General features: G+C 68.9%; 23 protein-coding genes. 8 read left to right on the plus strand and 15 right to left on the minus strand.

The features are described from left to right. Window positions 1-289: 289 nt before the first annotated feature. From ABTX24_RS03920 to ABTX24_RS03940, 5 genes are all read left to right on the plus strand, one after another. Window positions 290-1,564 (plus strand): HNH endonuclease signature motif containing protein, encoded by a 1,275-nt coding sequence (locus ABTX24_RS03920; RefSeq protein ID WP_350837554.1) that lies wholly within the window; start codon window positions 290-292, stop codon window positions 1,562-1,564. A gap of 826 nt (window positions 1,565-2,390) precedes the next feature. Further along, window positions 2,391-3,734 carry an FAD-dependent oxidoreductase gene (locus ABTX24_RS03925; RefSeq protein WP_160026008.1) on the plus strand — a complete coding sequence of 448 codons (1,344 nt, stop codon included), beginning with the start codon at window positions 2,391-2,393 and terminating at the stop codon, window positions 3,732-3,734. Window positions 3,735-4,139: 405 nt separating this feature from the next. After that, window positions 4,140-6,053 (plus strand): hypothetical protein, encoded by a 1,914-nt coding sequence (locus tag ABTX24_RS03930; RefSeq protein ID WP_350837556.1) that lies wholly within the window; start codon window positions 4,140-4,142, stop codon window positions 6,051-6,053. Window positions 6,054-6,103: 50 nt separating this feature from the next. Then, complete coding sequence (locus tag ABTX24_RS03935; RefSeq protein ID WP_350837558.1) at window positions 6,104-6,865, plus strand: Clp protease N-terminal domain-containing protein; 762 nt, start codon at window positions 6,104-6,106, stop codon at window positions 6,863-6,865. An 83-nt stretch (window positions 6,866-6,948) separates the two neighbouring features. Beyond that, window positions 6,949-7,938 carry a hypothetical protein gene (locus ABTX24_RS03940; protein ID WP_350837560.1) on the plus strand — a complete coding sequence of 330 codons (990 nt, stop codon included), beginning with the start codon at window positions 6,949-6,951 and terminating at the stop codon, window positions 7,936-7,938. A gap of 57 nt (window positions 7,939-7,995) precedes the next feature. On the opposite strand, the gene ABTX24_RS03945 is transcribed toward ABTX24_RS03940, so the two are convergent. The 4 genes from ABTX24_RS03945 to ABTX24_RS03960 all read right to left on the minus strand — a co-directional run bounded on the left by ABTX24_RS03945 (window position 7,996) and on the right by ABTX24_RS03960 (window position 12,733). Continuing rightward, the gene (locus ABTX24_RS03945) at window positions 7,996-8,889 is read right to left on the minus strand and encodes a hydroxyquinol 1,2-dioxygenase (RefSeq protein ID WP_350837562.1); all 894 of its coding nucleotides are present in this window, start codon (window positions 8,887-8,889) and stop codon (window positions 7,996-7,998) included. After that, window positions 8,889-9,941 carry a maleylacetate reductase gene (locus ABTX24_RS03950; protein WP_350837564.1) on the minus strand — a complete coding sequence of 351 codons (1,053 nt, stop codon included), beginning with the start codon at window positions 9,939-9,941 and terminating at the stop codon, window positions 8,889-8,891. Before ABTX24_RS03950 ends, ABTX24_RS03945 begins: the two co-directional genes overlap by 1 nt. A gap of 31 nt (window positions 9,942-9,972) precedes the next feature. Beyond that, complete coding sequence (locus ABTX24_RS03955; RefSeq protein WP_350837566.1) at window positions 9,973-11,763, minus strand: FAD-dependent oxidoreductase; 1,791 nt, start codon at window positions 11,761-11,763, stop codon at window positions 9,973-9,975. A 118-nt stretch (window positions 11,764-11,881) separates the two neighbouring features. Beyond that, window positions 11,882-12,733: an alpha/beta fold hydrolase gene (locus ABTX24_RS03960; protein ID WP_350837568.1), complete on the minus strand. Its 852-nt coding sequence runs from the start codon at window positions 12,731-12,733 to the stop codon at window positions 11,882-11,884. 120 nt (window positions 12,734-12,853) lie between these two features. On the opposite strand from ABTX24_RS03960, the gene ABTX24_RS03965 reads away from it, so the two are divergent. Next, window positions 12,854-13,309, plus strand: a complete 456-nt coding sequence (locus ABTX24_RS03965; RefSeq protein ID WP_350837570.1) for a nuclear transport factor 2 family protein — start codon at window positions 12,854-12,856, stop codon at window positions 13,307-13,309. Window positions 13,310-13,358: 49 nt separating this feature from the next. Further along, window positions 13,359-14,588: an epoxide hydrolase family protein gene (locus tag ABTX24_RS03970; RefSeq protein ID WP_350837572.1), complete on the plus strand. Its 1,230-nt coding sequence runs from the start codon at window positions 13,359-13,361 to the stop codon at window positions 14,586-14,588. Window positions 14,589-14,669: 81 nt separating this feature from the next. Here ABTX24_RS03970 and ABTX24_RS03975 read toward each other — a convergent pair whose 3' ends face one another. From ABTX24_RS03975 to ABTX24_RS04005, 7 genes are all read right to left on the minus strand, one after another. Further along, window positions 14,670-15,269: a TetR/AcrR family transcriptional regulator gene (locus tag ABTX24_RS03975; RefSeq protein WP_350837574.1), complete on the minus strand. Its 600-nt coding sequence runs from the start codon at window positions 15,267-15,269 to the stop codon at window positions 14,670-14,672. 58 nt (window positions 15,270-15,327) lie between these two features. After that, window positions 15,328-16,359, minus strand: a complete 1,032-nt coding sequence (locus ABTX24_RS03980) for a branched-chain amino acid ABC transporter permease (protein WP_350837576.1) — start codon at window positions 16,357-16,359, stop codon at window positions 15,328-15,330. Continuing rightward, complete coding sequence (locus ABTX24_RS03985; RefSeq protein ID WP_350837578.1) at window positions 16,356-17,222, minus strand: branched-chain amino acid ABC transporter permease; 867 nt, start codon at window positions 17,220-17,222, stop codon at window positions 16,356-16,358. The genes ABTX24_RS03980 and ABTX24_RS03985 overlap by 4 nt, the downstream gene beginning before the upstream one ends. After that, complete coding sequence (locus ABTX24_RS03990) at window positions 17,222-17,941, minus strand: ABC transporter ATP-binding protein (protein WP_350837580.1); 720 nt, start codon at window positions 17,939-17,941, stop codon at window positions 17,222-17,224. The genes ABTX24_RS03985 and ABTX24_RS03990 overlap by 1 nt, the downstream gene beginning before the upstream one ends. Next, window positions 17,938-18,720, minus strand: a complete 783-nt coding sequence (locus tag ABTX24_RS03995; protein ID WP_350837582.1) for an ABC transporter ATP-binding protein — start codon at window positions 18,718-18,720, stop codon at window positions 17,938-17,940. The genes ABTX24_RS03990 and ABTX24_RS03995 overlap by 4 nt, the downstream gene beginning before the upstream one ends. Then, window positions 18,717-20,009: an ABC transporter substrate-binding protein gene (locus ABTX24_RS04000; RefSeq protein ID WP_350837584.1), complete on the minus strand. Its 1,293-nt coding sequence runs from the start codon at window positions 20,007-20,009 to the stop codon at window positions 18,717-18,719. Before ABTX24_RS04000 ends, ABTX24_RS03995 begins: the two co-directional genes overlap by 4 nt. Before the next feature lie 246 nt (window positions 20,010-20,255). Beyond that, window positions 20,256-21,230: a helix-turn-helix domain-containing protein gene (locus tag ABTX24_RS04005; RefSeq protein ID WP_350837586.1), complete on the minus strand. Its 975-nt coding sequence runs from the start codon at window positions 21,228-21,230 to the stop codon at window positions 20,256-20,258. Between the two features lie 148 nt (window positions 21,231-21,378). On the opposite strand from ABTX24_RS04005, the gene ABTX24_RS04010 reads away from it, so the two are divergent. After that, window positions 21,379-21,909, plus strand: coding sequence for a Dps family protein (locus ABTX24_RS04010; protein ID WP_160026024.1), 531 nt, complete (start codon window positions 21,379-21,381; stop codon window positions 21,907-21,909). Window positions 21,910-21,991: 82 nt separating this feature from the next. On the opposite strand, the gene ABTX24_RS04015 is transcribed toward ABTX24_RS04010, so the two are convergent. The 4 genes from ABTX24_RS04015 to ABTX24_RS04030 form a co-directional block, all read right to left on the minus strand. Further along, window positions 21,992-23,254: an NAD(P)/FAD-dependent oxidoreductase gene (locus tag ABTX24_RS04015; RefSeq protein WP_350837588.1), complete on the minus strand. Its 1,263-nt coding sequence runs from the start codon at window positions 23,252-23,254 to the stop codon at window positions 21,992-21,994. Continuing rightward, window positions 23,251-23,613, minus strand: a complete 363-nt coding sequence (locus ABTX24_RS04020) for a non-heme iron oxygenase ferredoxin subunit (RefSeq protein WP_160026026.1) — start codon at window positions 23,611-23,613, stop codon at window positions 23,251-23,253. The genes ABTX24_RS04015 and ABTX24_RS04020 overlap by 4 nt, the downstream gene beginning before the upstream one ends. Window positions 23,614-23,699: 86 nt before the next feature. Then, window positions 23,700-24,563 (minus strand): alpha/beta hydrolase family protein, encoded by an 864-nt coding sequence (locus ABTX24_RS04025; RefSeq protein ID WP_160026027.1) that lies wholly within the window; start codon window positions 24,561-24,563, stop codon window positions 23,700-23,702. A gap of 192 nt (window positions 24,564-24,755) precedes the next feature. After that, window positions 24,756-25,925, minus strand: coding sequence for a glycoside hydrolase family 19 protein (locus tag ABTX24_RS04030; protein WP_350837590.1), 1,170 nt, complete (start codon window positions 25,923-25,925; stop codon window positions 24,756-24,758). Window positions 25,926-26,004 lie beyond the last annotated feature (79 nt).

Below are 26,004 nucleotides of genomic sequence, written 5' to 3' on the forward strand. Positions count from 1 at the left end.
GCCGGCTTCGCCGGCCGCCTTCGGCGGTCCTGGACTCCGGACCAGATCGAGAAAAGATTTGGCTGGCTATCGGGGCGGCGGCCCGGGTGTGGCGCGGAGTGAATGTTGCTTGAGACAGGTGAGGTTGATGGGGCGTGAGGGTGGCCCTTCGGGCCACTTACCATCCACAGGAACGAGGTCGTTCGCTCACCGCGAAAATGGTCTCTGATCAGGGAAAATAGGTGGCCAGACAGGAGTAGAGAGCGTAGAATCAGACCCATCACAGCACACCTCCGAGGAGAGGACAGCAATGAGTCTCGGCCGCGACATCTACCCCTGGGGCACCAACCCCGGCGACGCGATCGACGCTGCCTTGGCCGCCATCGAGACTGCCCTTCACGACCTGCTCGCCACCGATCCCTCCTATTGGCGCACGGAGCAGAAGAAGGACCTGCTCGAGCGGTTGGAGAAGCTCCAGGCCCAACAAGCGGCGTTGAAGCTGAGGGTGCTCGCTTCTGCCGGTGATATCGCCGGGGAGACCGGTGCCAAAGACGCCTCCGGGTGGATGCGGACCGAGCTGTTGGTCGACAAGGGCGTGGCGCGCTCCCAGGTGAAACTCGCGGCGGCGGTGGCCAAGTACGGCCTCGTGGCTGACGGTCTTGCCGAGGGTGTGGTGTCCCAAGACAAGGCTCGGGTGATCACCCAGGCGCTCGACAAGATCCAGACCGACCCGGTCGCCAGCGCCGAGGACCTGGTCCTCGCCGAGAAGCTCCTCGTGGACTACGCCGGTCGCCTGACCGCGAACGAACTCCGGATCGTCGGACGACGGATCCTGGCCGAGATCGACCCGGCCCGGTTCGAAGACGCCGAAGCCAAAGCACTGTTGGCTGAAGAGGAACGGGCTCGGCAGAAGACCGCGCTACGGGTCTGGGACAACCACGACGGCACCGTCGGCTTCGACGGCGTGCTGCCGACCTCGATGGGGATGCGGTTCAAGCGACTGGTGGAGGCCTGGGCCCAGCCCCGCAAACAGCAGTTGGTCGGCAAGGGTGCTCCGTTGCCGCCGTGGAAGCGGCTGATGGGTCAGGGGTTCGCCCGCCTGTTGGAGACCGTCGACCCGGCGGCCCTGCCGCGTCACGGCGGGGATGCGACCACCATCAACGTGGTCATCTCCCTCGAGGAACTCCGCAAAGACCTCGGCATCGCCACCCTGGGCTACGACGAGACCAACGGCACCACCATCACCGCGGCCGAAGCGAGGCGGATGGCGTGCAACGCCACCATCATCCCCTGGGTCCTCGGTGGTGACAGCGAGGTCCTCGACGCCGGCCGAGGCAGCAGGTTCTTCCAACCCATCCAGCGCAAGGCCATGCGGATCCAGCACAAGTGCTGCCAAGCCGAGGGGTGTGACATGCCACCGGAATGGTGCGACGCCCACCACCTCGAACCCTGGGCCGCCGGCGGCAAGACAGACCTGAAGGACGGGGCCCTGCTCTGTCCCCACCATCACCGCCTCGCCCACGCACCCGGCTATACCCACGAGCGACTACCCGACGGCACCATCCGGTTCACCCGCCGCCCCTAACCGGCCGGGCGAGGAACCACTTCACCGGGTCCCGGCCGTCGGGCCTGACGACTCCAACCGTCGATCGGTCTCGGCTCTCGCTGAAGCCGTATGCCCCTCTGCCCAACGAGCGTTTCGGCCACCCTTCTCGACTCCACGCCCGCCGCTCCCCACCGGCGAGGACACTTCCCCGCTCCAGTGAAGGTTCCCCACACTCCGGAGCATGGGGAACCTCCATGCCCGTGGGGAACTCTCCATCAGTGGGAAACTCGCGACCCTGCCGGCACCGAACCCGACCCGGTCAAGAACAACGGCCCGCTTGTGAACCCTTCACAAGGTCACGCCCACTGCCGTAGGCACCCACGAGGCACGACCCGCCGGCGCGCACGACCCGCCACAGCCCCCAAACCCGTGCCCAACTGAATCCGCTGCGCCACACCCTCGCCGCCGACCCGATACAGGCCAAATCTTTCTCGATCGCACCAAGGGTCGGCGGCGAACCTCGAGGCGAAACTGCGGCCACCTCCAGCGCGGTGAACCGAGACCAAACCAGAACTCAACGGCGAAGCCAGCAGCGCCCCTTGACTCCGGACCGACACCGAGAACACCATCGATAGCAGGGTCGGCGGCCACCAGCTTCGAAGCATCCCCGACCCGATCGAGGCCCGATGACGCGCCGTACGTGTCCGAGATCACGTCCCCAGGCAACCCCTAAACGAGAACACGTTCTAGTATTGAGCGTGGAACCCACGCACGACCTCGTAACCACCTGGTGGAACGGATTCGGAGGGTTACACGACCCCCTTTAGGCTTGCCTTAGTACATCCACGGAAGGTTGAACTCCCTTATGCGTGACATCCGCGTTGCGATCGTCGGTGCCGGCCCGGCCGGCATCTACGCTGCCGACATCCTCACGAAGGAGCACCCTGGTGCGCGCGTCGACGTCATCGAGCGCCTGCCTGCTCCCTACGGCCTGGTTCGCTACGGCGTGGCTCCTGACCACCCGCGAATCAAGGAGATCATCAAGGCTCTGAAGCGCGTCCTGAACCAGGACAGCATCCGCTTCATCGGCAACGTCGACTTCGGCACCGACCTCAAGCTCGACGACCTGCACCGGTTCTACGACGCCGTCATCTTCGCCACCGGCGCGATGGCCGACCGAGAGCTCGACATCCCGGGGATCGACCTGCCCCAGTCCTACGGCGCGGCCGACTTCGTCAGCTGGTACGCCGGACACCCCGACGTCTCCCGCGAGTGGCCCCTCGACGCCGAGGAGGTCGCCGTCCTCGGTGCCGGTAACGTCGCGCTCGACGTCGCCCGCATGCTGGCCAAGCCCGCCGACGAGCAGCTGGTCACCGAGATCTCCGACAACGTCTACCAGGGCCTGAAGAAGAACCCGGCCAAGACGATCCACGTCTACGCCCGCCGCGGCCCGGCGCACATCAAGTTCAGCCCGATGGAGCTGCGCGAGCTCTCCCACTCCCCGTCGGTCGACGTCGTCGTCGAGGAGGAGGGCTTCGAGATCGACGAGGCCGGCGAGAAGGCGATCCAGAGCCACAAGGCGACCAAGCTCGTGGCCGACATCCTCCTGAAGTACATGGAGGCGCCCGCCGGCGACAAGCCCCACAAGATCGTCATCCACATGATGCAGAACCCCGTCGAGATCCTCGGCGAGGACGGTCAGGTGGTCGCGCTGCGCAGCGAGAAGACCGAATACAACGGCGACGGCACCGTCACCGGCACCGGCGAGTTCACCGACACCCCGGTCCAGGCCGTCTACCGCGCCGTCGGCTACCTCTCCGAGGCGCTCCCCGACGTGCCCTTCGACAGCGAGAACGGCGTCATCCCCAACGCCGGCGGCCGGGTGCTCGACCTCAACGGCGAGCACATCAACGGGACGTACGTCACCGGGTGGGTCAAGCGCGGACCGGTCGGCCTCATCGGCCACACCAAGTCCGACGCCAAGGAGACCATCGACAACCTCCTCCACGACCTCGACAAGCTCAAGCCCGCCGAGCTCGGCTCGCCCGCGGCGGTGCTCGAGCACCTGTCCGGCAAGGGCGTCGAGTTCACCACCATCGAGGGCTGGGAGAAGCTCGACAACCACGAGCGCTCGCTCGGCGAGGCCCAGGGCCGCGAGCGGATCAAGGTCGTCCCCCGCGACGAGATGATCCAGATCTCCAACCACTGATCAATCCTGTACGTAGAGGGCCGGCCACCGCGTGGTGGCCGGCCCTCTACATCTGACTGGGACCTTTACGATCACAGGACGCGGGCGATCTGCATCCGCTAGGCTCCGCGACGCCTGTTCGATCTTGCGCCGACTCCGGGGTGGCGCTCTTCCCCCTCGAGGTTCCATTTCATGTCGCGCACAGTCGCGAGGCTGCTCGCCGGCGCAGTGCTGATCGCATCTGTCGTCGTTCCTGCCGCCGTCACAGCACCCTCTGCCCAGGCGGCGTGCCGCCCGACGTTGTCGTCGTTCTCACTCGCAAGGTCAACGCTGACCGGCGGACAGTCGACGACCGCGACGATCAAGCTCAGTTGCCGGGTCTCGACACGGCAGAAGGTTCGCCTGGCGGCCACTGCCGGTATCAGCGTGCCCGACTACGTGTATGTCGCCAAGGGCACGAGCACTCGGAAGGTGACCGTCAGAACAAGCCCCACGACCAAGCGAGTAGCCGGCACGGTCAAGGCGACGTACCGGCTCCGTGTCATCAAGCGAAGCCTCACCCGAACCATCACGCCCTGCTATCCGACGGCTGTTCCGTCCTCGATCACGTTGCCCACGTACGTCCACGCCGGCAGCTCGACCACGGGCACCGTCACGCTCGACTGCTACGCCAAGACGTCGCTGGCGGTGAGCCTCACGTCGAGCAACTCGGGCGTCACCGTGCCGGCGACGGTCACGGTCCCCACCGGGAAGCGCACTGCTTCGTTCAAGCTGGGTTCAAAGCTCCCGGCAACCGGATCGCAGGCGGCATACAACGCAACCATCAGAGCAACACGCGGACAGAAGACTGCCTCGCGGACGATCCAGGTCCGGCCCGGCCTCCGCACTGTCTCCGCCAAGCAGGCTTCGGACAGCAACGCCGTCGACCTCACCATCGGACTCAGTGGGCCGGCCACGACCGACACCACCGTCTCGCTGGTCACCGCTACGGGCTACATCGACGGAGTCCCGGTGTCGAGCAACTCGTTGGTTCTCCCTTCCAAGGTGACGGTGCCCGCAGGACGGTCCTCTCTGGTGGTGAAGCCACAGCTGAACCTTCTACCGGACGACGAAACGGTGACGATCAAGGCCACTCTCGCCGGACGCGCGATATCGACTCAGCTGACGACTCTGCGAGCGTTCCGGGCCGGCGACAGCGTCATGCACAACGAGCCGACGCTGGCACCCCACGGGGCCAACGGCGACGTGACCGGCGAGCTTCGGCTGATCCTTGACCATCCAGCAGGCCCGGAGGGCGCCATCGTCGAATTCAGGTCGCATCAGGCGCACATCCCTGCCGGCTCGACCACCGCGAGGGTGCCCGTCTATGCGAACGGCTATCCGGCGGACTCCCGAATCAGCGGAACCCTCGCGATCCACACCGGCTCCGGCGACGTCTACGAGGATGTGTCGTACGCCGTCCATCCCGCGCCGACGGGGCTGCGGGTGCCGTCGCCTGTGATCACCGGACGACCGGCGACGGCAACGGTCATCTTGGCAGGAGCCTCGTCCCAGGACGAGACGGTCCAGCTCACGGGGGCCGGCGTCGAGGTGCCCGCGACCGTCACCGTGCCCGCGGGAGCGGCTAGCGCCACATTCGAGATCGACGGCAGCGGCGCCGGGACCGGGAGCGTGCGGGCCGAGCTTCGGGGCGCGACGACGTCGACCACCGTCACGGTTGGCCCTGCCATCCCGGACGAGTGCCGACCGCAGGCCATCGACGTCGCCGAGGACGTCTACGTCACCAACGACTTCTACGACCCGCTCGCCTACCAGGCCCAAGTCACGCTCGGCTGTGCCGCGCCCACCGACCTGCTCATCCCCTTGCGTTCCTCCGACTCGTACACGCTCGCCGTACCGAGATATGTCGAGGTGGCGGCGGGATCGACAACGGGAGCTTTTACGCTCAAGGCCATCGGCGGCGGCGCGTGCTACTACTTCCGCTGCGTGCCGGAACGGGCCGTCGCAGTGGAAGCAGGACCCTCCGGGTTGAGCATGTCGCGAATGATTGCCGTGAAGCCCGGCCTGTGGTCCTCCTTCTTCCCGAAGAACGCCGAGACTGGCCTACGCGATGTGCAGATCTGGATGACCGGCCAGGCCTCGGCCGGCACGGTCGCCAGCATCACGACCGACAGACCGGATCTCCTCGCCTTCCCGGCGTCCGTCGAGGTTCCCGCCGGAGCCCGGTACGTCACTGTCCCGGCGATCAGCATCGACCCGAGCGCGGCGGGCACGACCGTCCACGTCACGGTGACGATCGGCCGAGGGAGCCAGACGTACGATCTCGTCCTTGGTCAGTAGATCGTCAACTCTAGGTTGACGCCGACCGAGCGTCAACCTAGAGTTGACGCATGACGACTCCCCGCGATGTAGACCCCGGCCTCAAGGCCGTACGCCTCGACACCCTGATCGACTCGATCAAAAAGGCTCGGACCGAGCCCCTGGACCAGCTGGCCGACGCGATGGTGGTCGGTGAGCACCTGGGCGAGGTGGCCGACCACCTGATCGGGCACTTCGTGGACCAGGCCCGCCGCTCCGGCGCCTCCTGGACCGAGATCGGGACCCGGATGGGGGTGACGAAGCAGGCCGCCCAGAAGAAGTACGTCCCCAAGGCCGGCGAGACGGCGCTCGACCCGAACGCCGGGTTCGCGAAGTTCACCCCGCGCGCTCGCACCGTCGTCGTCGCCGCCCAGGGGGAGGCCCGGAAGGCCGCGAACGCGGAGACCGGCGTACCTCACCTGGTGCTCGGTCTTCTCGCCGAACCAGAGGGCGTCGCGGGTCATGCGATCCGGGCCCAGGACGTGACCCTCGACGCCGTGCGCGCCGCGGCGACCGCCGCCACGCCGGAGCCCTACGGCGAGGTCGGGGAGATGATCCCGTTCACCGCCGACGCCAAGAAGGTGCTCGAGCTGACGTTCCGCGAGGCCCTGCGGCTCGAGCACTCCTACGTCGGCACCGAGCACATCCTGCTCGCCCTGCTCGAGTACGAGGACGGCGCCGGGATCCTCCACGAGGCCGGGATCGAGAAGGCGAGGACCGAGCAGACCATCGCCTCGATCCTGGAATCGCTCCAGGTCGACTTCGCCGCGGCCGACGCCGACGCCCAGAAGTAGGCGACCGGGCGAGGGCTACCTGATCTGAGGGACCGCCGGTACGTGCGAGCAGCACGTACCGGCGGTCCCGATACGTTCCGAAGATGTCCCGCCGCTTCGCCCGACTCGTCCTCGGCATCGTCCTGGCCGTCGCGGTCCTCAACGTGCCTGCCGCGGTGACGGCACCGTCGGCGGAGGCGGCCTGTCGGCCGGCGCTCAAGTCGCTGACGCTCGCCAAGAGCACCGTGGCCGGAGGAACGTCGACCACCGCCACGATCCGCCTCACCTGCCGGACTCCTCGGCGCGCCAAGGTGCAGCTGTGGGCCAGCACGGGCATCCGGGTCCCGGCGTACGTCTATGTCGCCGGCGGCCGGAGCACGCGGGTCGTCACCGTCCGGACCTCACCCACGACGGTCCGCAGCAGCGGCAGGGTCAAGGCGGTCTACCGGCAGGTGGTACGCCGCGCGGCACTCGTCCGCACGGTCACCCCGTGCTACCCGACACCGGTGCCCACCGCGGTCGCGTTGCCCGCCTACGTCCACGCCGGGCAGAGGGCGACCGGGACGGTCACGCTCGACTGCGTGGCCCGCACCTCGCTGGCCGTGAGCCTCACCTCGAGCTCGTCGTGGGTGACGGTCCCGGGCACGCTCACCATCCTGGCCGGGCGGCGTACGGCGTCGTTCACGGCGGTCACGAAGGCGCCGGCGGTCGGGACCCTGCCCGCGTTCAACGTGACGATCAGGGCGACCCGGAACGGGAAGAGCGCCGCCCGGGCGATGCAGGTCCGGCCGGAGATCCGGGCGTTCCGGGCCGGCGACCGGTTCACCGTCAACGAGCCGATCCTGACACCCGAGGGGTCAGACGGCTGGGTGCGGGGAACCCTCCGGATCACGCTGGACCATCCCGCGCCACCCGGCGGTCTCGACGTGAACGGCCTGACCGTTCCCGAGGGCGCGACCTGGACCGAGACGACGGTCTACCACCACCCGTACCCACCGGACTCCCGCGTCACCGACCACCTCACGATCACCGACTCCGCCGGCAACGTCCTGGTCCACGAGGACTTCACCTACATCGTCCATCCGGCTCCGTGAGGGGGTCCCTGGCGTGCCGGGGCAACACCCCTGTGCCCGAAGCACGCCAGGGACGTATCAGGCGCCGGCGGGCGCGAGGACGATGTCGAACCGCACCTTCGACCAGGTGCCGTCGACGTCCCGTCCGTCCGGCGTCGGCGTTCCGGTGGCCTGCCGCTCGAACCTCTTGATCAGCGACTCCTTGACCCCGAAGACGGTGTCCTTCCAGCCGATCGGGTCGCCCTCGGGGAAGATGTGGGTGACCAGCGTGCGGCAGCCCTCGTGGGTCACCATGAAGTGCAGGTGCGAGGCCCGCAGCGGCGACCGCCCGACCGCGGCCAGCATCTGGCCGACGGGGCCGTCGTCGGGGATCGGGTACGGCGTGGGCGTCAGCCCCCAGAACCGGTAGCCACCCTCGGCGTCGGTGAAGAGGTGCGCCCGGGCGGCCCTGGCGCCCGCGTCGCGCTGCACGTCGTAGAGCCCGTCCTCGTCGGCCTCCCAGACCTCGATCCGCGCTCCGACCAGCGGTTTCCCGTCGGTTCCGGTCACCGTCCCGGTGACCCAGCACGGCTCGCCCGGAGCACCGAAGGCCATGTCCCCACCCAGTTCGATCGCCGGGGAGTCCTCCACGAAGAACGGCCCGAAGACCGTGGCCTCGGTCGCGTCGGCGTATGCCTGGTTGTTGATGTTGATGGTCTGCATCGAGGCACCGAGGGTGTCGGAGAGGAGGATGAACTCCTGGCGTACGTCGTCGGTGATGTGACCGGCCTTGGTCAGGAACTCGATGGCCGCGGCCCACTCCTCCTCGGTGAGGCGTACGTCGCGGATGAAGGCGTGCAGGTGGCGCGTCAGCGAGACCATGACCTCCTTCAGGCGCGGGTCCTCGCAGGCGTCGAAGGACGCGACGACGGTGTCGACCAGGCTCTGCTCGACCGCCTGCTGCTCCGGCGATACGGCGGCTACGTCGCTCATCAGCTCTCCTCTCCCGCCCACGCCGCGGTCAGCAGCGCGGTCAGGTTCTCCTCGGTGACCGGGGTCGGGTTGTTGTCGGGGATGGCGGCCATGATCGGCGCGACCGCCTTGGCGATGCCGTCCTCGGGCATGCCGTAGTCCTTGAGCGCCGTCGGCGCGCCGAGCGTCGTACGCAGCTCAGCGAGCCCCTCCACGGCGCCGGCTGCCCCGAACGCCGCCGCCATCCGTACCTCCGCCTCCGGGGCGGACGGCGCGTTGAAGGCGAGCACGTGCGGGAGCACGACCGCGTGGGTCTGGGCGTGCGGCAGGTTGAACATGCCGCCGAGCACGTGGCAGATCTTGTGGTGCATCCCGGAGCCGGCGGACGTGAACGAGACCGCCGCGAGGTAGGCGCCGTAGAGGGTCTGCTCGATCCCCTCGACGTTCGCCGAGTCGCCCGCGACCAGCGGCAGTCCGCCCGCGAGCCCCCGGATCCCCTCGGCCGCGAAGACCTGGTCGATGGGATCCACCCGCGGACCCCACATCGCGTCGACGCAGTGCGCGAGCGCGTTCAGGCCGCTGGCCACGGTCATCTCGCCGGGCAGCGTGGTCAGCAACGAGGCGTCGTAAACGACCGACCGCGGCAGGACCCGGGCGTCGATGCCGGTCGTCTTGGTCTCGCCCGAGGTCAGCCCCCAGACGTTGGTCGCCTCGGACCCGGCGTACGTCGTCGGGACCGCCACGATCGGCAGCCCCGTGGTGAGCGCGACGGCCTTGGCCAGGCCGGTGGTCGAGCCACCGCCGACGCACACCAGCGCGTCGACGGCGGACTCGGCCGCCCGCTCACGAGCCCGCTCGGCGACCTCGACCGGCACGTGCATCACGACCTCGTCGTGGTGCAGCGCGACCGGTACGTCGGCCGTCACCCGGGCGGCGAGCTCGGCCTCGCGCGCGCCGGCGATGACCATCACCCGCCGCGCGCCGAGCTCGTCGATCTCTGCTGCCACCGCGGCGGGCGCCTCGCCGGTGGCGAAGCGGACCCGCTGCGGCAGCGACTCGTGCGTGAACTTCATGAAATCCCCCCCGTCAGGCCCCGGAAAAGTGTCAGGCCTTGCCCAGCAGCGTCGCGACGGCCTCGCCCAGCGCGGCGCCGGGGTCGTCGGGAAGCGACATGGAGCGCCAGGCGATGTGCTTGTCGGGACGTACCAGGATCGCGCCCGACTCCTCGACCTCGCGGAGCTTGGCCCAGTCGAAGTAGAGGTCGGTGACCGGCCGGCCCGGACCGATGACGACGGTCTGGAGCGGGATCCCGAACTTCGTCCGGGCCGCCTCCGCCGCGTCCTCCCACGCCTCGCCGGCGACGCCGGTGATCAGCGTCCACTGCGTGTAGGGGGCGAGGTCGAGCATCGCGTGCTTCTCGACGTTGTCCCCGACCCAGGCGTGCGGCAGGTGAGCACCCGGAGAGGTCGACATCCGGTGGTAGAGGTCCTCGTCGTCGGTCGGCGCGGGCCGGGTGCCGTCCGAGACGACCGCACACGACTCGTAGAACTGGCCGAGCTCGACGCCGTGGGCGTTGAACTCGTAGTTCTTGCGCTCCATCGCGGTGACGAGCGCGGCCCGCTTGGCGGCACCCTCGGGAGTGTTGGCCTTGCGCTCCTCGATGGCCTTGGCCATCTCCTCGCCCTCGAGGCCGACGACGCCGAGCGCCTCGAAGAGCTCACCGAACTCGCGGGCGGACTGGTTGGCCCGGGTGACGATGCGCTTGGCGACCGGGGCACGCTCGGCGGAGTAGGACTCCAGGAGCGACGGCTCGGCATAGCCCTGCAGCACCGCGGCGAGCTTCCAGGCCAGGTTGTAGGAGTCCTGGATCGAGGTGTTCGAACCGAGACCGTTCGACGGCGGGTGCCGGTGGATGGCGTCGCCGGCGCAGAAGACGCGGCCCTTCTGGGCGTGGGTCGCGTACATCTCGTTCACGCCCCACAGCGAGTAGCCGGTCACGTCCGGCTCCAGGTCGGGCATCCCGAGCAGGTCGCGGATGACCTTGACCGCGTATTCCTCGGTCAGCTCCGGCGGCGGCTGGTTGATGTCGTAGCCCCACACGATCAGCCACTCGTCCCAGGGGCGGACCATCCGGACCAGGCCGGTGCCGATGCCGCCGACGTTCGAGCCCGGCTGGATGACCCAGTAGAGGACCGACGGGCGGTGGTCGACGAGCTCGGAGAGGTCGGCCTTGAAGGTGATGTTCATCGAGCCGGCGATGTCCATCGCACCCTCCATCGGGAGGTCGATGTCGGCGCCGACCTGGGTGCGGGCGCCGTCGGCGCCGATGAGGAACTTCGACCGGATCTTGTACTCGTGACCGGTCAGCCGGTCGCGGGCGATCGTGGTGACGCCGTCCTCGTCCTGGACATGCGAGACGTACTCGGTGGAGAACCGCGTCTGGGAGCCGCGCTCGGTCGCGTTGCGGACCAGGATCGGCTCGAGGTACGTCTGCGGGATGTCGACCGTCAGGCACGGGGAGGCGAGCTGGTAGTCGGCCTCGCGGTCGGGGCGGGTGCCCCAGGTGCGGATGCGGCCGATCTCCTCGCCGGCGATGCTCGTGCAGAAGACGGTGTCACCGACGAGCTCGTGCGGGGTCGCGTCGGCGAGCACCTGCTCCTCGATGCCCAGGTCGCGGAAGATCTCCATCGCGCGCTGGTTGGTGATGTGTGCCCGCGGGGTGTTCGCGGTCCAGCGGTACTTCGTGATCATGATGTTGTCGACACCGAGCTCGCTCAGGAAGAGCGCGGCGGACGCGCCCGCCGGGCCGGATCCCACGACGAGGACGTCGGTGGTCACGACATCCTCGGTCTCGGGAACCTCGGTCTCTTTCTGACCGTCGTCGAAGACTGGCATGTTCCTCACCTTTCCGAGGCCGCGGTGGGGTGTGGGATCGCAGCCTCAGGGCGAGTCTTGCGGCCCGCTCGGGCCGCATCAAAGGTGGGGTGCCGGGTTGGCGGAAATGCGTACGCGACTAGCGCACGAGCCACTCCTGGACGGCTGCGATCGTCGAGCCCGGCTGCCGGGCCCACTTGAAGTGGTCGATGCCGGGCTCGTCCAGATGGACCCTCGCGACGTCGAGCCCGGGCATCCGGCGATGAATCTCATCGACCGTCGCGCTCGGGGCCAGCCAGTCGCCCTCGATGGAGACGATGAGCGCGGGCTTCTCGAGTGCGCGCATCGCGGGCGTGACGTCGCGGGCCGGGCTGCCGAAGCGGAGCCGGCCGGTGCGGGCGTACCTGGCCCATTCCCTCATCAGGGTGCGGGCCTCGCGCCCGGCGAACTTGAGCTGCTTGCCGGGGAAGTGGCCGACGACGCGGCCGATGAGGCCCATCGCCTGGCTGGCGACCAGGAAGCCCGGGCCGTAGTTGCGCCAGTAGGGCGTCTGCGAGGCGACGTAGATCAGGCCGGCGACCCGGTCGGGGTGCAGCGCGGCATAGGCGCTGGCGGCCTGGCCGCCGAGGCTGTGCCCGAGGACGTACGCCGCACCGGCCGAGGCCGGAACCAGCTCGCCGAGCCGCTCGACGGCGGCGGCGATGTCGTCGACCAGGTCGGCGTAGCCGAAGTCGTAGGACCAGCCGGCGACCCGCCCGCCGAGCTCCTCGTGGCCCCGCTGCTCCATCCGGCCCACGTTGATCCCCGCCTCCGCGAAGGCCACGATCAGCTTGTCGTAGTACCCGGCCGGCATTCCCATCGCGGGCACGACCAGCACGGTCGGCGCCTCGGGGTCGGCCGCACGGACCACGGTCAGCGTGAAGCTGGTGCCCTCGGCACGCTCGATTCCGTACGCCTCGGGGGTGGTCGTGGGGGACGAAGTCTCGGTCACCCTGCGAATGTTACCCGCCAGTAGGGCGTCGCCGTCACTCCGCCGTGATTCTGGACTTGTGGGTCCATTTTTTGAGAGTCATCCTGTTTGGACCAAGTAGTCCACACAGGAAGGAATGTCATGGACACCCTCGACCGCCTCGCCATCACCGAGGACGTACGGCGCCTGATGGCTCGCTACGTCCGTTACGCGGACAACCAACGCTGGAACGATCTGGCGAACCTGTTCACCGAGGACGGCACGTTCACCCCACACAAGCCCGATGGATCGGTCTGGCTGCACATGAGCGGCCGCGACGAGATCGTCGCGACCGTCGGAGCCAGCGGCGGCCCCGGCGTCACCCTGATCCACCACCTGTTCTCCGACGAGATCGACGTCGACTCCGCGACGAGCGCCCAGGGCGTCTTCGCGATGGAGGACATCGTGACCCGGCCCGAGGACGCCGAGGTGTCCGAGGCCATCCCGTTCCGCCACATGCACGGGTTCGGCCACTACCACGCCCGGTTCGTCAGGACCGACGGCTCCTGGCGGATCGCCGAGCTGACCCAGACCCGCGTCCGGCTCGACTTCAGCTGACCCTCACCCGACCTTCATCCCGACCTTCACCCGGAAAGCAGCACACACCATGAACACGACCACCGAGCTCACCCCCTTCAAGATCGACGTCGCCCAGGACGCCCTCGACGACCTCCGGGACCGCCTGAGGCGGACCCGCTTCTTCGACGACCTCGACAACGAGGAGGGCTATTACGGGATCAGCACCGCCTACCTCAAGCCGCTGATCGAGTACTGGGCCGACGGCTTCGACTGGCGCGCCCAGGAGGAGCGGCTCAACACCTACGACCGGTTCCAGGTCGAGATCGACGGCACGCCGGTGCACTTCGTCCACGTCCGCGGCAAGGGGGCCAACCCGATCCCGCTGATCATCCACCACGGCTGGCCGTGGCCCGGGGAGTTCAGCTACCAGCTCATCGGGCCGCTGACCGACCCCGCCGCCCACGGCGGCGACCCCGCGCTGTCGTTCGACGTGATCATCCCGGACCTGCCCGGCTTCGGCTTCTCGACGCCCGTCGGCCGAGGCGATCTGAACTACTGGAAGATCGCCGACATCATGCACACGCTGATGACCGAGGTGCTGGGCCACGAGAAGTACGCGGTGGCCGGCTCCGACTACGGTGCCCTCGTCACGAGCGCGCTGGGCCACAAGTACGCCGACAGCATCATCGGCCTGCACCTCGGCCATGCCCTCCCGCCGGGGATGTTCGAGAACGAGCGGTTCTGGGACCTGACCGACGGAGCCAAGACCCCCGATGACGCCTCGGAGGAGTGGCGCGCCGGCTGGAAGTACTTCGTCGACACCTACGCCTCACACGTCGCGGCGCACATGCTGGACGGCTCGACGCTGACCCATGGTCTCAACGACTCACCCATCGGCATGCTCGCCTGGCTGCTGAAGCGCTGGAAGTCCTGGAGCGACAAGCACGGCGACTTCGAGGAGGCGTTCTCGCGCGACTTCATCCTCACCCAGGCGACCATCTTCTGGGTGACGCAGTCCATCGGCACCTCCATCCGGATGTACCGCAACGCGGAGCGCTACCGGTTCGTGCCCTCTCACGACCGCCAGCCCCTCGTCCAGGCGCCTGCCGGATTCACCTTCCTGCTCGGCGACGCGTACCCGCCCGCCATCGACACCGTCGAGGACCGCATCGCCTACTTCGAGAACGGTCCGACCCGCGACCTGTACAACGTCGTCAACGTGAACGCCCACGTGAAGGGTGGCCACTTCGTCCACTACGAGAATCCTGAGGCCTTCGCCTCCGACCTCCGGGAGACCTTCCGCAGGATCCTCGGCTGACCTACCCATCCGCCCCGATCCGCGCAGCCGTGGCTACCGCGGGTCGGGGCGACGGCGGGTGCGGGTGCGGTCGACGGCGGCCTACGCCGCGACCGGTCCGGAGTCGCGCAGGTGGCTGATCAGCAGCGTCAGGATCGCTTCCAGATGGTCGGTCCGGCCGGTCACCTGCAGCACCGAGACACCGCCTTGGATACCGGCGATGATCGCTGCCGCCGTACGCCCGGCAGGGAGCTCGGCGCTCACGGACCCGTTCGCCTGCATCGCCTCGATGCCGCGCTGCACGTAGTCCTGCCACCGACGGATCAGCGTGGTCGAGACCTCGGCAGCCCCAGGAACGCTTCCCACCTGGTTCATCAGCGCCGCCAGCGGACAGTTCACGCCCTGCGCCTTGTAGCGCGCGATCACTGCCTTGCGCCAGCGGTCCCAGGCGGCCCACGAGTCGAGCTCGCTGAGGTGCGGCTGCTGGTCGTCGATCACCCGAGCGGCCTCGAGGCGGGCGACCTCGAGGAACAGCTCCTCCTTGCCACCCGGGAAGTAGTGGAAGATCTGGCTCTTGCTCGTCTGGGTGGCTGCCCGGATGTCGTCCAACGTCGCGTTCCCGGGATCGGTGCCGCGGAGGTAGGCCGCCGCGCCCTCGAGCATCCGCTGGCGCGTGGCCATGCCCTTGGTGGTGAACGCCATGTCCCGAGCCTACCTCGAACCAGTACCAGCTAGTCCAAAATCATTCGAAATCCACAGACTAGGGCCCTTGTGGAGAACCCTGTGGATAAACCTGGTGACCGACGGGGAAGACCTCGTAGCGACCCCGCGCCGCGAGCCCCCACAACCCGCACGGAGCCAGCAGCACGACGGCGATCGCGACCGCGCCGAGCGCGACGAGATACCAGGTGCCGTAGGAGTCCAGCAGCTGCTGGAGCGCGAAGAAGATCACCGCGCCCAGGATCGGGCCCTCGATCGTCCCCAGCCCGCCGATGACCACGATGAAGATCATGAAGGCGGTCCACTGGACCGAGAACATCGAGTCCGGCGAGACCCGCAGGCCGTTGACCGCGATCAGCGCCCCCGCGAGGCCGGCACCACCGGAGGCGGCGACGTAGACGAGCCGCTGCGAGCGCCGCACCGCGACCCCGAGCGACGCCGCCGCCACCGAGTCGTCACGGATCGCGGTCAGACCGAGGCCGACGCGCGAGCGCATCAGGACGTACGTCGCGAGCACGACGAGCACGGCGAGCGCGAGCGCCAGGTAGTAGACGGTGGCGATCCGGGTCACCCGGTCGACGCCCTGGAAGGCGGTGAGCGAGAGGCCGGAGCCGCCGCCGAAGCCCGGGAGCTCCTGGGTGACCAGCTTGAAGACCTCGGCCACCACCCAGGTGCCGATCGCGAAATAGCCTCCGACCAGCCGGAACAGCAGGAACGACGTGGGGATGGCCAGCACGGCGCAGACCACGCCGGCTGCCACGACGGCCACCGGGACCGGCAGCCCGACGACGTCGGCGAGCTTGATCACGCCGTAGCCGCCGGCACCGATGTAGGCCTGCTGACCGATCGAGACGAGCCCGCCGTAGCCGGCCATCAGGTTCCAGGTCGTGCCGAGGATGATCAGCGCGAAGAGCGTGACCAGGTTGGTCACGTCACCCGGGCTGAAGACGAACCATGGTGCTGCGGCCAGGAAGACCACGATCGCGGCGAGGACCCCGCCGCCGGCGAGCGAGGGCCAGCCGCCGCGTACGACCTTCAGGTCTTGTCCGGCGAGAGTTGTCGATGAGCTCATGCGACGACCGCCTTCGGGAGCAGGCCCTGGGGCCGGAACAGGAGTACGACCAGGAAGACCAGGTGACCGGCGAGGACGCCGTAGGCCGGGTCGATCTGGGCGCCGACGGTCTGCGCGACGCCGAGCACGAGGCCGCCGAGGAGCGTGCCCCACAGCGAGCCGAGGCCGCCGATGATGACCGCCTCGAAGGCGAAGATGAGGACCAGATCCCCGTACGTCGGGCTGAACTGCGTCGACATGCCGAGGAAGACACCGGCCAGGGCGACGGTGCCGATCGCGATCGCGGTGGCCAGGGCGTACATGTGCCTCTCGTCGATCCCCATGAGCGTGGCCGCCTCGGGGTCGTCCTTGGTCGCGCGCATCGCGCGGCCGATGCGGGTGTGGGAGAGGTAGAGCTGCATGCCGACGATCACACCGACCGCCACCACGAGCGTGATCAGCGAGAACACCCCGAGACGCAGGCCGCCGAGCTCGACGGACGCGGTCGACAGGGTGCCGATCGAGATCTTGCGGGAGTCGGCGGTGAAGATCTCCTGGAGCAGGTTGGCGCCGATGACGGCCAGGCCGAACGAGACCAGCAGCGGCGACAGCTCCCCGTGGCGCAGTGCCGGGTTGAAGAGACCGCGCTGGATCGCGTAGCCGACCGCCGCGAGCACGGGGATCACGATGACGATGGTGAGGAACGCCGGCATCCCGGTCTGCTGGACGAGCCAGTAGGCGAGGTAGGCCGAGGCGACGGCGAGGACGCCGTGAGCGAGGTTGACGATCCGCATCACGCCGAAGATGAGGCTCAGGCCGCAGGCGAGGAGTGCGTACTGCCCACCGAGCAGAAGTCCCTGGAGGACCGCGTTGATCCAGTCCATCAGCCGACCTCCTGCTCGTCGATCCCGAAGTACGCCGCTTGGACCTGCTCTCGGGTGACGTCGGCCGCCGCGCCCTCGAGGACGGTGCGGCCCTCGAGCAGGCACTGCACCCGGTCGGCGACGGTGAGCGCCTGGGTGAGGTCCTGCTCGACCACGAGCACGGTCGTCCCCTTCGCGGTGATCGTGGGGAGCGCCTTGTAGATGTCGGCGATCACGACCGGGGCGAGGCCGAGCGAGACCTCGTCGAGCAGGAGCAGCTTCGGGTTGGACATCAGCGCCCGGCCGATGGCGGTCGCCTGCTGCTCGCCACCGGAGAGGTGGGCCCCGCGGCGCGTTCTCTTCTCAGCGAGCAGCGGGAACGCGTCGTAGACGGTCTGGAGGTTCCAGGGGCCGGGCCGGCGTCCGTGCGCGCCGACCTTGAGGTTCTCCTCGACGGTGAGGGAAGCGAAGATCCGGCGCCCCTCCGGCGTGAGCGCGATGCCCTCGCGGACCCGCCGATGGGCGGGGGTGTGGGAGACGTTGTGGCCGTTGAAGCGGATCTGGCCGGCGGTCGGGCGGAGCAGGCCGGCGATCGTCTTCAGCAGCGTGGACTTGCCGGCGCCGTTGGCACCGATCACGGCCAGCGTCTCGCCCTCGGCGACCCGGACCGTGATGCCGTGCAGGGCGCGGAAGTCGCCGTAGGCGACGTCGATCGCGTCGACCTCGAGCAGGCTGGTCATGGGGTGTCGCCTTCCAGGTCGGGGGAGCCGAGATAGACGGCGGCGACCGCGTCCGAGGCCATCACCTCGCGCGGGTCGCCGGTGGCGACGACGTCGCCCTGGGCCAGGCACATCAACCGGTCCACGACCTGCAGCAACGCGTGCACGATGTGCTCGATCCAGACGACTCCGGTGCCACTGTCGCGGATCGCCGAGATGGTCTCGATCAGCGCCGGGAGCTCGTGCTCGGTGAGGCCGCCGGCGATCTCGTCGAGGAGCAGCAGCCGCGGCTGGGTGGCCAGCGCGCGGGCGAGCTCGAGCCGTTTGCGGTCGAGAAGCCGCAGCGAGCCGGCGGGGGTGTTGGCCAGGTGCGTCAGGTCGGCGGTCTCCAGCGCCTCCCAGGCCTGCGCGTTGGCCTCCTTCCGGCGCGTACCCGCACCGAAGGTCGACCCGACCAGCACGTTCTCGAAGACGGTGAGCCCATCGAAGGGGCGGGGGACCTGGAACGTACGTCCGATCCCGAGGGCCGTACGGCGGGCCGCCGGCATCCGGGTGACGTCGGCGCCGTCGAAACGGATGGTGCCGGCGTCGGCCGGGAGCGTGCCGGTCACCAGGTTGAGCAGCGTGGACTTGCCGGCGCCGTTGGGCCCGACGATGCCGAGCGCCTCGCCCGCGGCCACGTGGAAGGAGACCGAGCGGGCGGTGACGACCTGGCCGAACGCCTTGGCCAGGCCTTCGGCCTCCAGCAGCGCGCCGGGCGCGCTGCTGGAGGCCTCGACCGCTTGTTGAGCAGAGGTCACTTGAGCGCCTCGGGCTCGCCCCCGAGAGGTACGTCGGGAGCCAGCGAGTTCTGCACGACGACCAGCTCGAACGGGTGCTCCCCGCCCTCGACCTGGCGCCACTGACCACCCGCGAGCGAGGTCTTGGCGACGTACGGCGGGACGTTCGCGTCCTTGCCCCAGGCGACGTCACCGACGACCGTGGAGACCTCGAGCCCGGCCAGCGCCTTGGTGATCGCGTCGGCGTCGGTCGAGCCGGCCTCGGTCACCGCCGCGGTCGCGACCTCGAAGAGCGCGTGCGCGAAGCCCAGCGGCTGGGTCCACTGCTTGCCGGTCTTCTCCTCGTACGCGTCCGCCAGCTCCTGCGCGGACTGGCCGGTCAGCGAGGACTCGTAGGGAGCGGTCGGGGTCCACCACACCTCGGTGGAGAGGTTGTGGGCGATCGGGCCGAGGGCCTCGACGCTGCTCGGGAAGAGGAGCGCCTTGCCGATGGTGGCGACCTTCGGGTTGTAGCCCTGCTGCTTCGCCTGCTGCCAGAACGTGGTGAAGTCCGGCGGGATCGGGACGCCGACCAGGACGTCGTGGCCCTTGTAGGCGCTGATCTGCGCGGAGAAGTCCTTGGTGCCGTTGGGGTAGTTGCCCGGGTTGTCGATCTTCACGCCCGATGCCTCGGTCAGCGCCGGGAAGTTGGCGCCCCAGGCCTCACCGTCGGGGTCCTTCGGGAACAGGCCGCCGGCCTTCTTGTTGTTCGGAACCTTGCCCCAGATGTCGGCGTAGACCGTCGCGACGTCCTCGAGGCCCCAGAAGAAGTGGTAGCTGTACTTCAGCTCGGCCGGCTTGTCGCCGCTGCGGATCGCGAACGGCTGCCACGGGGCCACCGTGGTGATGCACGGGATCGAGTTGGCCTCGCACTGCTCCGAGACCGGGTTGACGATGTCGGGCGTCGAGGAGGCGACGATGATGTCGGCGCCGTCCTTGTTGATCAGGTCGCCGGCCACCGCCCCGGCCTTCGTCGTGTCGCTCTGCGCGTCGCGCACCACGATCTCGACGTCGAGCTCCTTGTCACCCACCTTGACCGGGTGGTCCTTGAAGTAGGCCTCCATCTCGTCGACGACGAAGCTGTTCGCCTCGCCGAACGGCGCGGAGGAGCCGGTCTCGGTCGAGACGAACCCGATGGTGAGCGTGTCCTCGCCGCCACCGCCTTCGTCGTCGATGCCGCCCGACCCGCAGGCCGTCAAGGTCAGCGCCATCGCTGCGACACCGGCGGCTGCCAAGCTCAGGCCGCGTCCGGTGGTGAGTCCGTTGCGCACGTACGTCTCCTTAGAGAGTGTGGGGTGTTCGAGAGTGTCGTCCGCCACCGCCCCTACAGGTGGGAAGCAGGGTCTGGTTGGCGGAAAATCGCATGGAAGACCTATCGGACTTTTGGTGGACTTGTCACCCTTTCGCGCCGAGAAGTGACTTCTGGGCGCCGAGAAGTGACTTGCGGCGTACGAAACTCGACTTTCGTACGCCGCAACTGAGGATTCGACACGCCACAGGCGCGGACTCGGCTGGGGTCAGGCGCGGGCGGCGCGGCGTACGTCTCCGGCGGCGACGCCGAAGCGCTTGCGGAAGGCGTGGGAGAAGTACGAGGCGGAGGTGAAGCCGCACTTCTCGGCGACGTCGACGGTGCGGATGGCCGGGTCCGAGCCGGTGGCGAGCATCGCGTAGGCGAGCTCGAGGCGGCGGCCGAGGATGTGGCGGGGGACGCTGGTGCCGGCGTCGGCGAAGAGGCGCGACAGGTGGCGCTCGGAGATGCCGGCGCCCGCGGCGACGGTGGTGGCGGAGAGGCCGGGGTCGGCGAGGTGGTCCTCGATGAACGCCTTCGCCGCCGCCCGATGCGCCGTGGCCAGCGAGACCTTTCCGGCGGTGGCGATCACCGAGATCAGGTCGAGCACGGCGCCCTCGTCGGCCGGCACCGGGTCGTGCGGCCGCAGGGCGCGGCCGACCATCTGCACGAGGGCTCGGCCGTGCGGGTCCTGGTCGCGGCCGGCGTCGAGGACGAGCGGCGACGGCATCGACGCCATCCCGGTGCGGGCCGCGAAGGCGTCCACCGGGACCTTGACCGCGAGCTCCTCGAGCCCGTGCCCGAAGCCGCGCAGGAAGGGTGCGTCGACGTCGCACACGATCAGCTGTCCGGGCCGGATGACCTTGCGGCGGCCGGCGTACTCCAGGATCGCCTCGCCGCGGAGGCTCGCGTAGACGGCGATCGACCGGGCGGGGATCTCCTTGACGAGGCTGGCCGGCCGCTCGACGACGTGGCGGGTGGCTCGGACCCGCGCCAGATGGATCTCGTCGAGCTGCAGGTTGACCTCCTGCGCGTCGAACCCGTGGCCGTCGATGGGCCGACAGGAGAGCGCGACCAGGGCGCTGGCGTTGTGGCGTTCCCAGGCCTCGACCTGCGCGTCCTCGTTCAGCCGGCTGGTCTCGAAGACCTCCGGGCGGCGAACCCGCGCGAGGAGAGGGGCTGGATCGACTCCGGCTGGCGGCACAGGCCGACTCTACGGCGTTGCGGGTGCCGCCCGCGATGACTTCGTGGCGACTTAGGGAAGACTTACCTTTCTGGAATGGTTCAAGAAAAGGTGGCACAGTGGGTGTCACCACGAAAGACCCACATCGATCCAGGGGGATACACCGAACATGGCTACGCAGACCGCCACGAGCAGCGCCACCCACACCTCGCACCCCGCGTTCATCCCGAGCCCGGCGTTCGCGACCCAGATGCAGCGCCTGCTCGTCGATCTGACCGAGCTCAGCCTCCAGGGCAAGCAGCTGCACTGGAACGTCGTCGGCAAGAACTTCCGCGACATGCACCTCGTCCTCGACGAGGTCGTCGACGCCGCCCGTGACTTCACCGACGAGGTCGCCGAGCGCATGCGCGCGCTCTACATCCTCCCCGACGGCCGCACCGGCACCGTCGCCGAGGACACCACCCTCGCGCCGCTTCCGGCGACCGAGGTCGACACCGCGACCGCCGCCGACCTCGCCGCCGCCGCGCTCTACGCCACCTCGAAGACCGCTCGTGACATCCACGACGACATCGACTCCGAGGACCCGACCACCGCCGACCTGCTGCACGCGATCATCACCCGCGTCGAGCAGCTGGCCTGGTTCATCGACTCCGAGAACCGCGTCGCCAACCAGTCCAAGCCGGCTCAGCTGACCGTCTGAGATCTTTCCCTGAGGACGGCGTCCCGCGAGCTGCTCGCGGGGCGCCGTTCTTCGTCGTGCGGGCGAAGCCGCGCCGAGCTCGCTATCGACGCAGCAGGGTTCGGAGGCTCTTGGTCGGATCCGCAAGATCCGATGCGCGTACGTCGGCAGCACGATCGATCAGCCTGCGTGCTGCTCTCGCGGCGTTGGGGTCGTCGACCGCGACCGCGCCGATGACGCGCTCGCCACGGAGAGTGAAGACCGCGAAGGGCGGCTCGCCGAGGGTGCCGCGTACGACGGTCTCGTGATCCGCATCCGGCTCGTGCATCTCACCGACGACCTCGACATGAAGGTCGTAGCGGTCGGTCCAGAACCACGGTGCGGTCTCCGGTCCGGCGTCGGCACCGAGGATCGTCGTCGCAGCGCGTTGACCGTCGTGCAGCGCGGCCTCCCAGTGTTCCGCGCGGCGATCGCCGCGGCGTCGGGCGCAGTCACCGACAGCGAGGACGTTCGGGTGTGAGGTGACCTGGTGCTCGTCGACGAGGACGCCGTTGTCGACCTCCAGGCCAGCCGCCGTCGCCAGGGCGGCGTCCGGCACCATGCCCACAGCCAGAAGGACAGCATCGAACGTACGCGGCTCCACCTCGCCCGCGATGTGCGCCACGACTCCGGCCCTCGTCGACTCGAGCTTCTCGACCGTCGAGGTCACCGTCTCCACACCGTGGACCGCGTGCAGGGAGTGCAGCCACGCAGCGACCCGGGTGCCGACCGCCGGCGCGATCGGCGGGTCGGCGGGATCCACGAGCACGACCTCGCAGCCGAGCTTCCGAGCGGTCGAGGCGACTTCGGCCCCGATCAGGCCGGCACCGGCCACCAGCAGCCGGGCGCGAGAGAGCAGCACGTGCCGCAGCGCATCGGCGTCCTCGGCACTTCGCAGCGTGTGGATCCCGGTGGTCGAGATCGGGATTCCCTCACCGGGTGGCGGAAAATCAAGCCGCTCCCCGACGACGCGTTCGAAGGCTGGCCACCGCGAGTGTCCGCCCGTCGCCAGGACGATCCTGTCGGCGGAGAGCATCCGGCCGTCCGACAGCGCCACCGTCCCGGCAGCCGGATCCAGATCCACCACCAGCGCAGCCGTGATCAGATCGATCCGCTGCTCGGCGTACCACTCCGGAGCCTGCAGCGCGATCGAGCCGAGGTCCTTCGCCCCCGCCAGGTACTCCTTGGACAGGGGCGGACGGTCGTACGGGAACGGGTCGACGGTGACGAGCGTCAGCTCACCGGCGTACCCGTTCTTCCGCAGCTCCGCGACCGTCGACACCCCGGCGATACCGCCGCCGACGACGAGGACCGACGAGACCGTCACGGCCTCTCGCCGGGGAACAGGTACACCTCACCGTCGCGCACCTCGACGCGGTGCGGGACGGTGTCGCGGGTGGCAGGGAGCCCGTCGACCTTGCCGGTCTTGAGGTTGAACCGCGAGGAGTGCAGCGGACACTCGACGTCGCCGTCCTCGACCCAGCCCTCGGCCAGCGAGGCGGTCTCGTGGGTGCAGGTGTCGTTGAGGGCCCAGCAGGTGCCGTCGTCGTCGCGCAGGATGGCGATGTCGTCCTCGGTGCCGGTGATGTCGGAGGAGATGGCGATCCCCTCGCCCTCCGGGATGTCGTCGACGGACGCGACGCGGATGCCTGTGCTGCTTCCGCCGTTTCCACTATTTGCGGTCATGCCCCCATCTTCCAACGTGGGTGCAGAAGAACCGGCCACCTCCCCCGAGGTGGCCGGTTCGATTGCGTACGTCCGGGGCCGACGGATCAGTCCGGGCAGGTGTTGCGGTAGTCGGACAGGTTGATCGAGGACGGCGCCGGGCAGAGGAACTGCGAGTAGCGGGTGTCGTCGTCGACGTACCTCTTCAGCCAGGTGACGAACAGGCGCCCTTGCCAGTCGTCGTCGGTGTTGGCGATGAAGTGGTCGCCGTTGTTGATCTCGCCGTACGCCTTCTCCCGGGCCCCCGTGGCCGAGGTGTAGAACGGGATGGAGTGCGAGCTGACCGGCGCGACGCTGTCGTTCTCCGCGCCGATGATCATGGTCGGGATCTGGATGCCGGGCCAGGTCTTGTCGGTGTGCCAGGGCTGCAGCGCGACCGCGGCCTTGATCGAGGAGTCCTGGTTGGCCGCCGCGAGCGTGCCACCGCCGCCCATGGAGTGGCCGGAGACCGCGATCCGCGACTCGTCCAGGCGAGAGGCGACCGTCGAGGAGGCGCTGTTCTTCAGGTAGGAGACCGCAGCCAGGATCTGCGAGCCGCGGCTGTCGGGCTGGTCGTAGCGGGAGTTCGTGTCGATCGCGAAGACCACGAACCCGTGCGACGCCACCCGGCGAGCGACCGCGGAGTACGACGACGAGGAGGCCGTGTAGCCGGGGGCGAGCACGACACCGCCGAAGGTCCCCGCGGTGGTGGAGGTGGGGTAGTAGATCGTCCCTCCGCCGAAGCCGGTCACCAGCGAGGAGACCGAGGCGGTGGAGAGGGAGAACGTGCCGTTGTCCAGGACGCTGGCCGACGTCGGGTCCGGCCCGCGCTCGTAGGGGCTCTCCGCATCGGCCGGCGCTACCAGGCCGAAGAGGGGGAGAGTGACGGCCGCGGCGACCGCGGCGATTCGGAGAGAGAGTGATCTGAGCACCGAGCATGCTCCTTCGTCCGTCCGGCCCCGGGCTGTCCGGGGATCCGGTTGCTACTCGAAGGTAGGGGCGCGGCCGGGCGGCCGACACCGGCACGGAGGCAGAACCTCGTTGGGCGCTTGTCACAAAACAGAAACACGACGGCGTACGCAGGTGGGGCTGCGTACGCCGTCGGTTTCTGTGCGGGATGTCGGTCAGCAGTAAAGGTTCCCGCCCGGATCGACCCCGAGCAGCGCGGTGACCTCGCGATAGTTGTCGACGCGGCTCTGCACCTGGGCCGGGTTGCCGCCGTTGCACTCGATGGCACCGTTGATGGACCGGATGGTCTCGCCGAAGCCGGCGCCGTTGACCATCGCCGCGTGCGGCGTCATGGTGCCCGGGCCGTTCTGGGTGTTCCAGTACCAGAGCCCGGTCTTCCAGGCGACCGCCGGATCGGTGGCGACCAGGTTCGGGTTGTTGAGCAGGTCGATCCCGAGCGCGTCCCCGGCTGCCTTGTAGTTGAAGTTCCAGCTCAGCTGGACCTGCCCGCGACCGTAGTACTGGTCGTTGCCGGCCGGACAACCGTAGGGCTGGGACGTGTCGCAGTAGTGCGGGTAGTTGGCCTCGTTCTGCTCGACGACATAGAGCAGGTCACCGGTCTCGTGGGCGACGTTGGCGATGAACGCGGCAGCCTCGCGCTTCTGGGTCGCCTCGTCCCCAGCATTGGTGAATTCCGGGTAGGCGCTGAGTGCCTCGACGAGGCCCGCGTATGTGTAGAAGGGGTTGCGGTTGGGGAAGAGCTGGTTGAACTGCTCCTCGCTGACCGGGAACTCACCGGCCACCGGCGCCGGTGACTCCGGGTCGGTGGCGGTGCCGCCGATGTTCACGTCGATGCAGGCGTAGAAGGCGTTGGTCGTGTCGGCGACGTTCCAGACCGCGAGGACCTTCTGCCGGCCGGTGAACGACCCGAAGTCGACCTGGTGCTCGACGGTCGCCGGCGGCTGCGCGCCACCGTCGTCGAACTCGGCGATCTTGGTGCCGCCGACGAAGTACTGCCAGGTGCTGGTGCTGTGCCGGGCGCTCAGTGACCAGGTGAACGTCTGGGTCCGGCCGACGGGCGTGGCCTGCCAGTTCTTGGAGTCGTCGTCGAGCTCGGCGAACCTCGAGTTGCCGCCGGAGCAGCTGGTCAGGCCCTTCGGGCCCTCGACACTCTGTGGTTCGTACTTGATGTCCCCGCACTCGACGGTGCCGGCAGCACACTGGGCCTGCCTGCTCGGGGGGTTCGAGATGTAGCCGTGCGCACTTGCGGGGCTCGTCGGCAACATGGCCAGGACGGGCGCCAGCAAGATCCCGCCGAGAACGGCGATCTTCGTGGTAGTACGCATTCCAAACTCCTTGATGGGGGTTGAGAAGGATGGCGATCGAAGCCCCACTGTAAGGTTCCTTTACAGTTACCGTCTAGAC

This window comes from Nocardioides sp. NPDC127514, assembly GCF_040302125.1.
Classification (GTDB): domain Bacteria; phylum Actinomycetota; class Actinomycetes; order Propionibacteriales; family Nocardioidaceae; genus Nocardioides.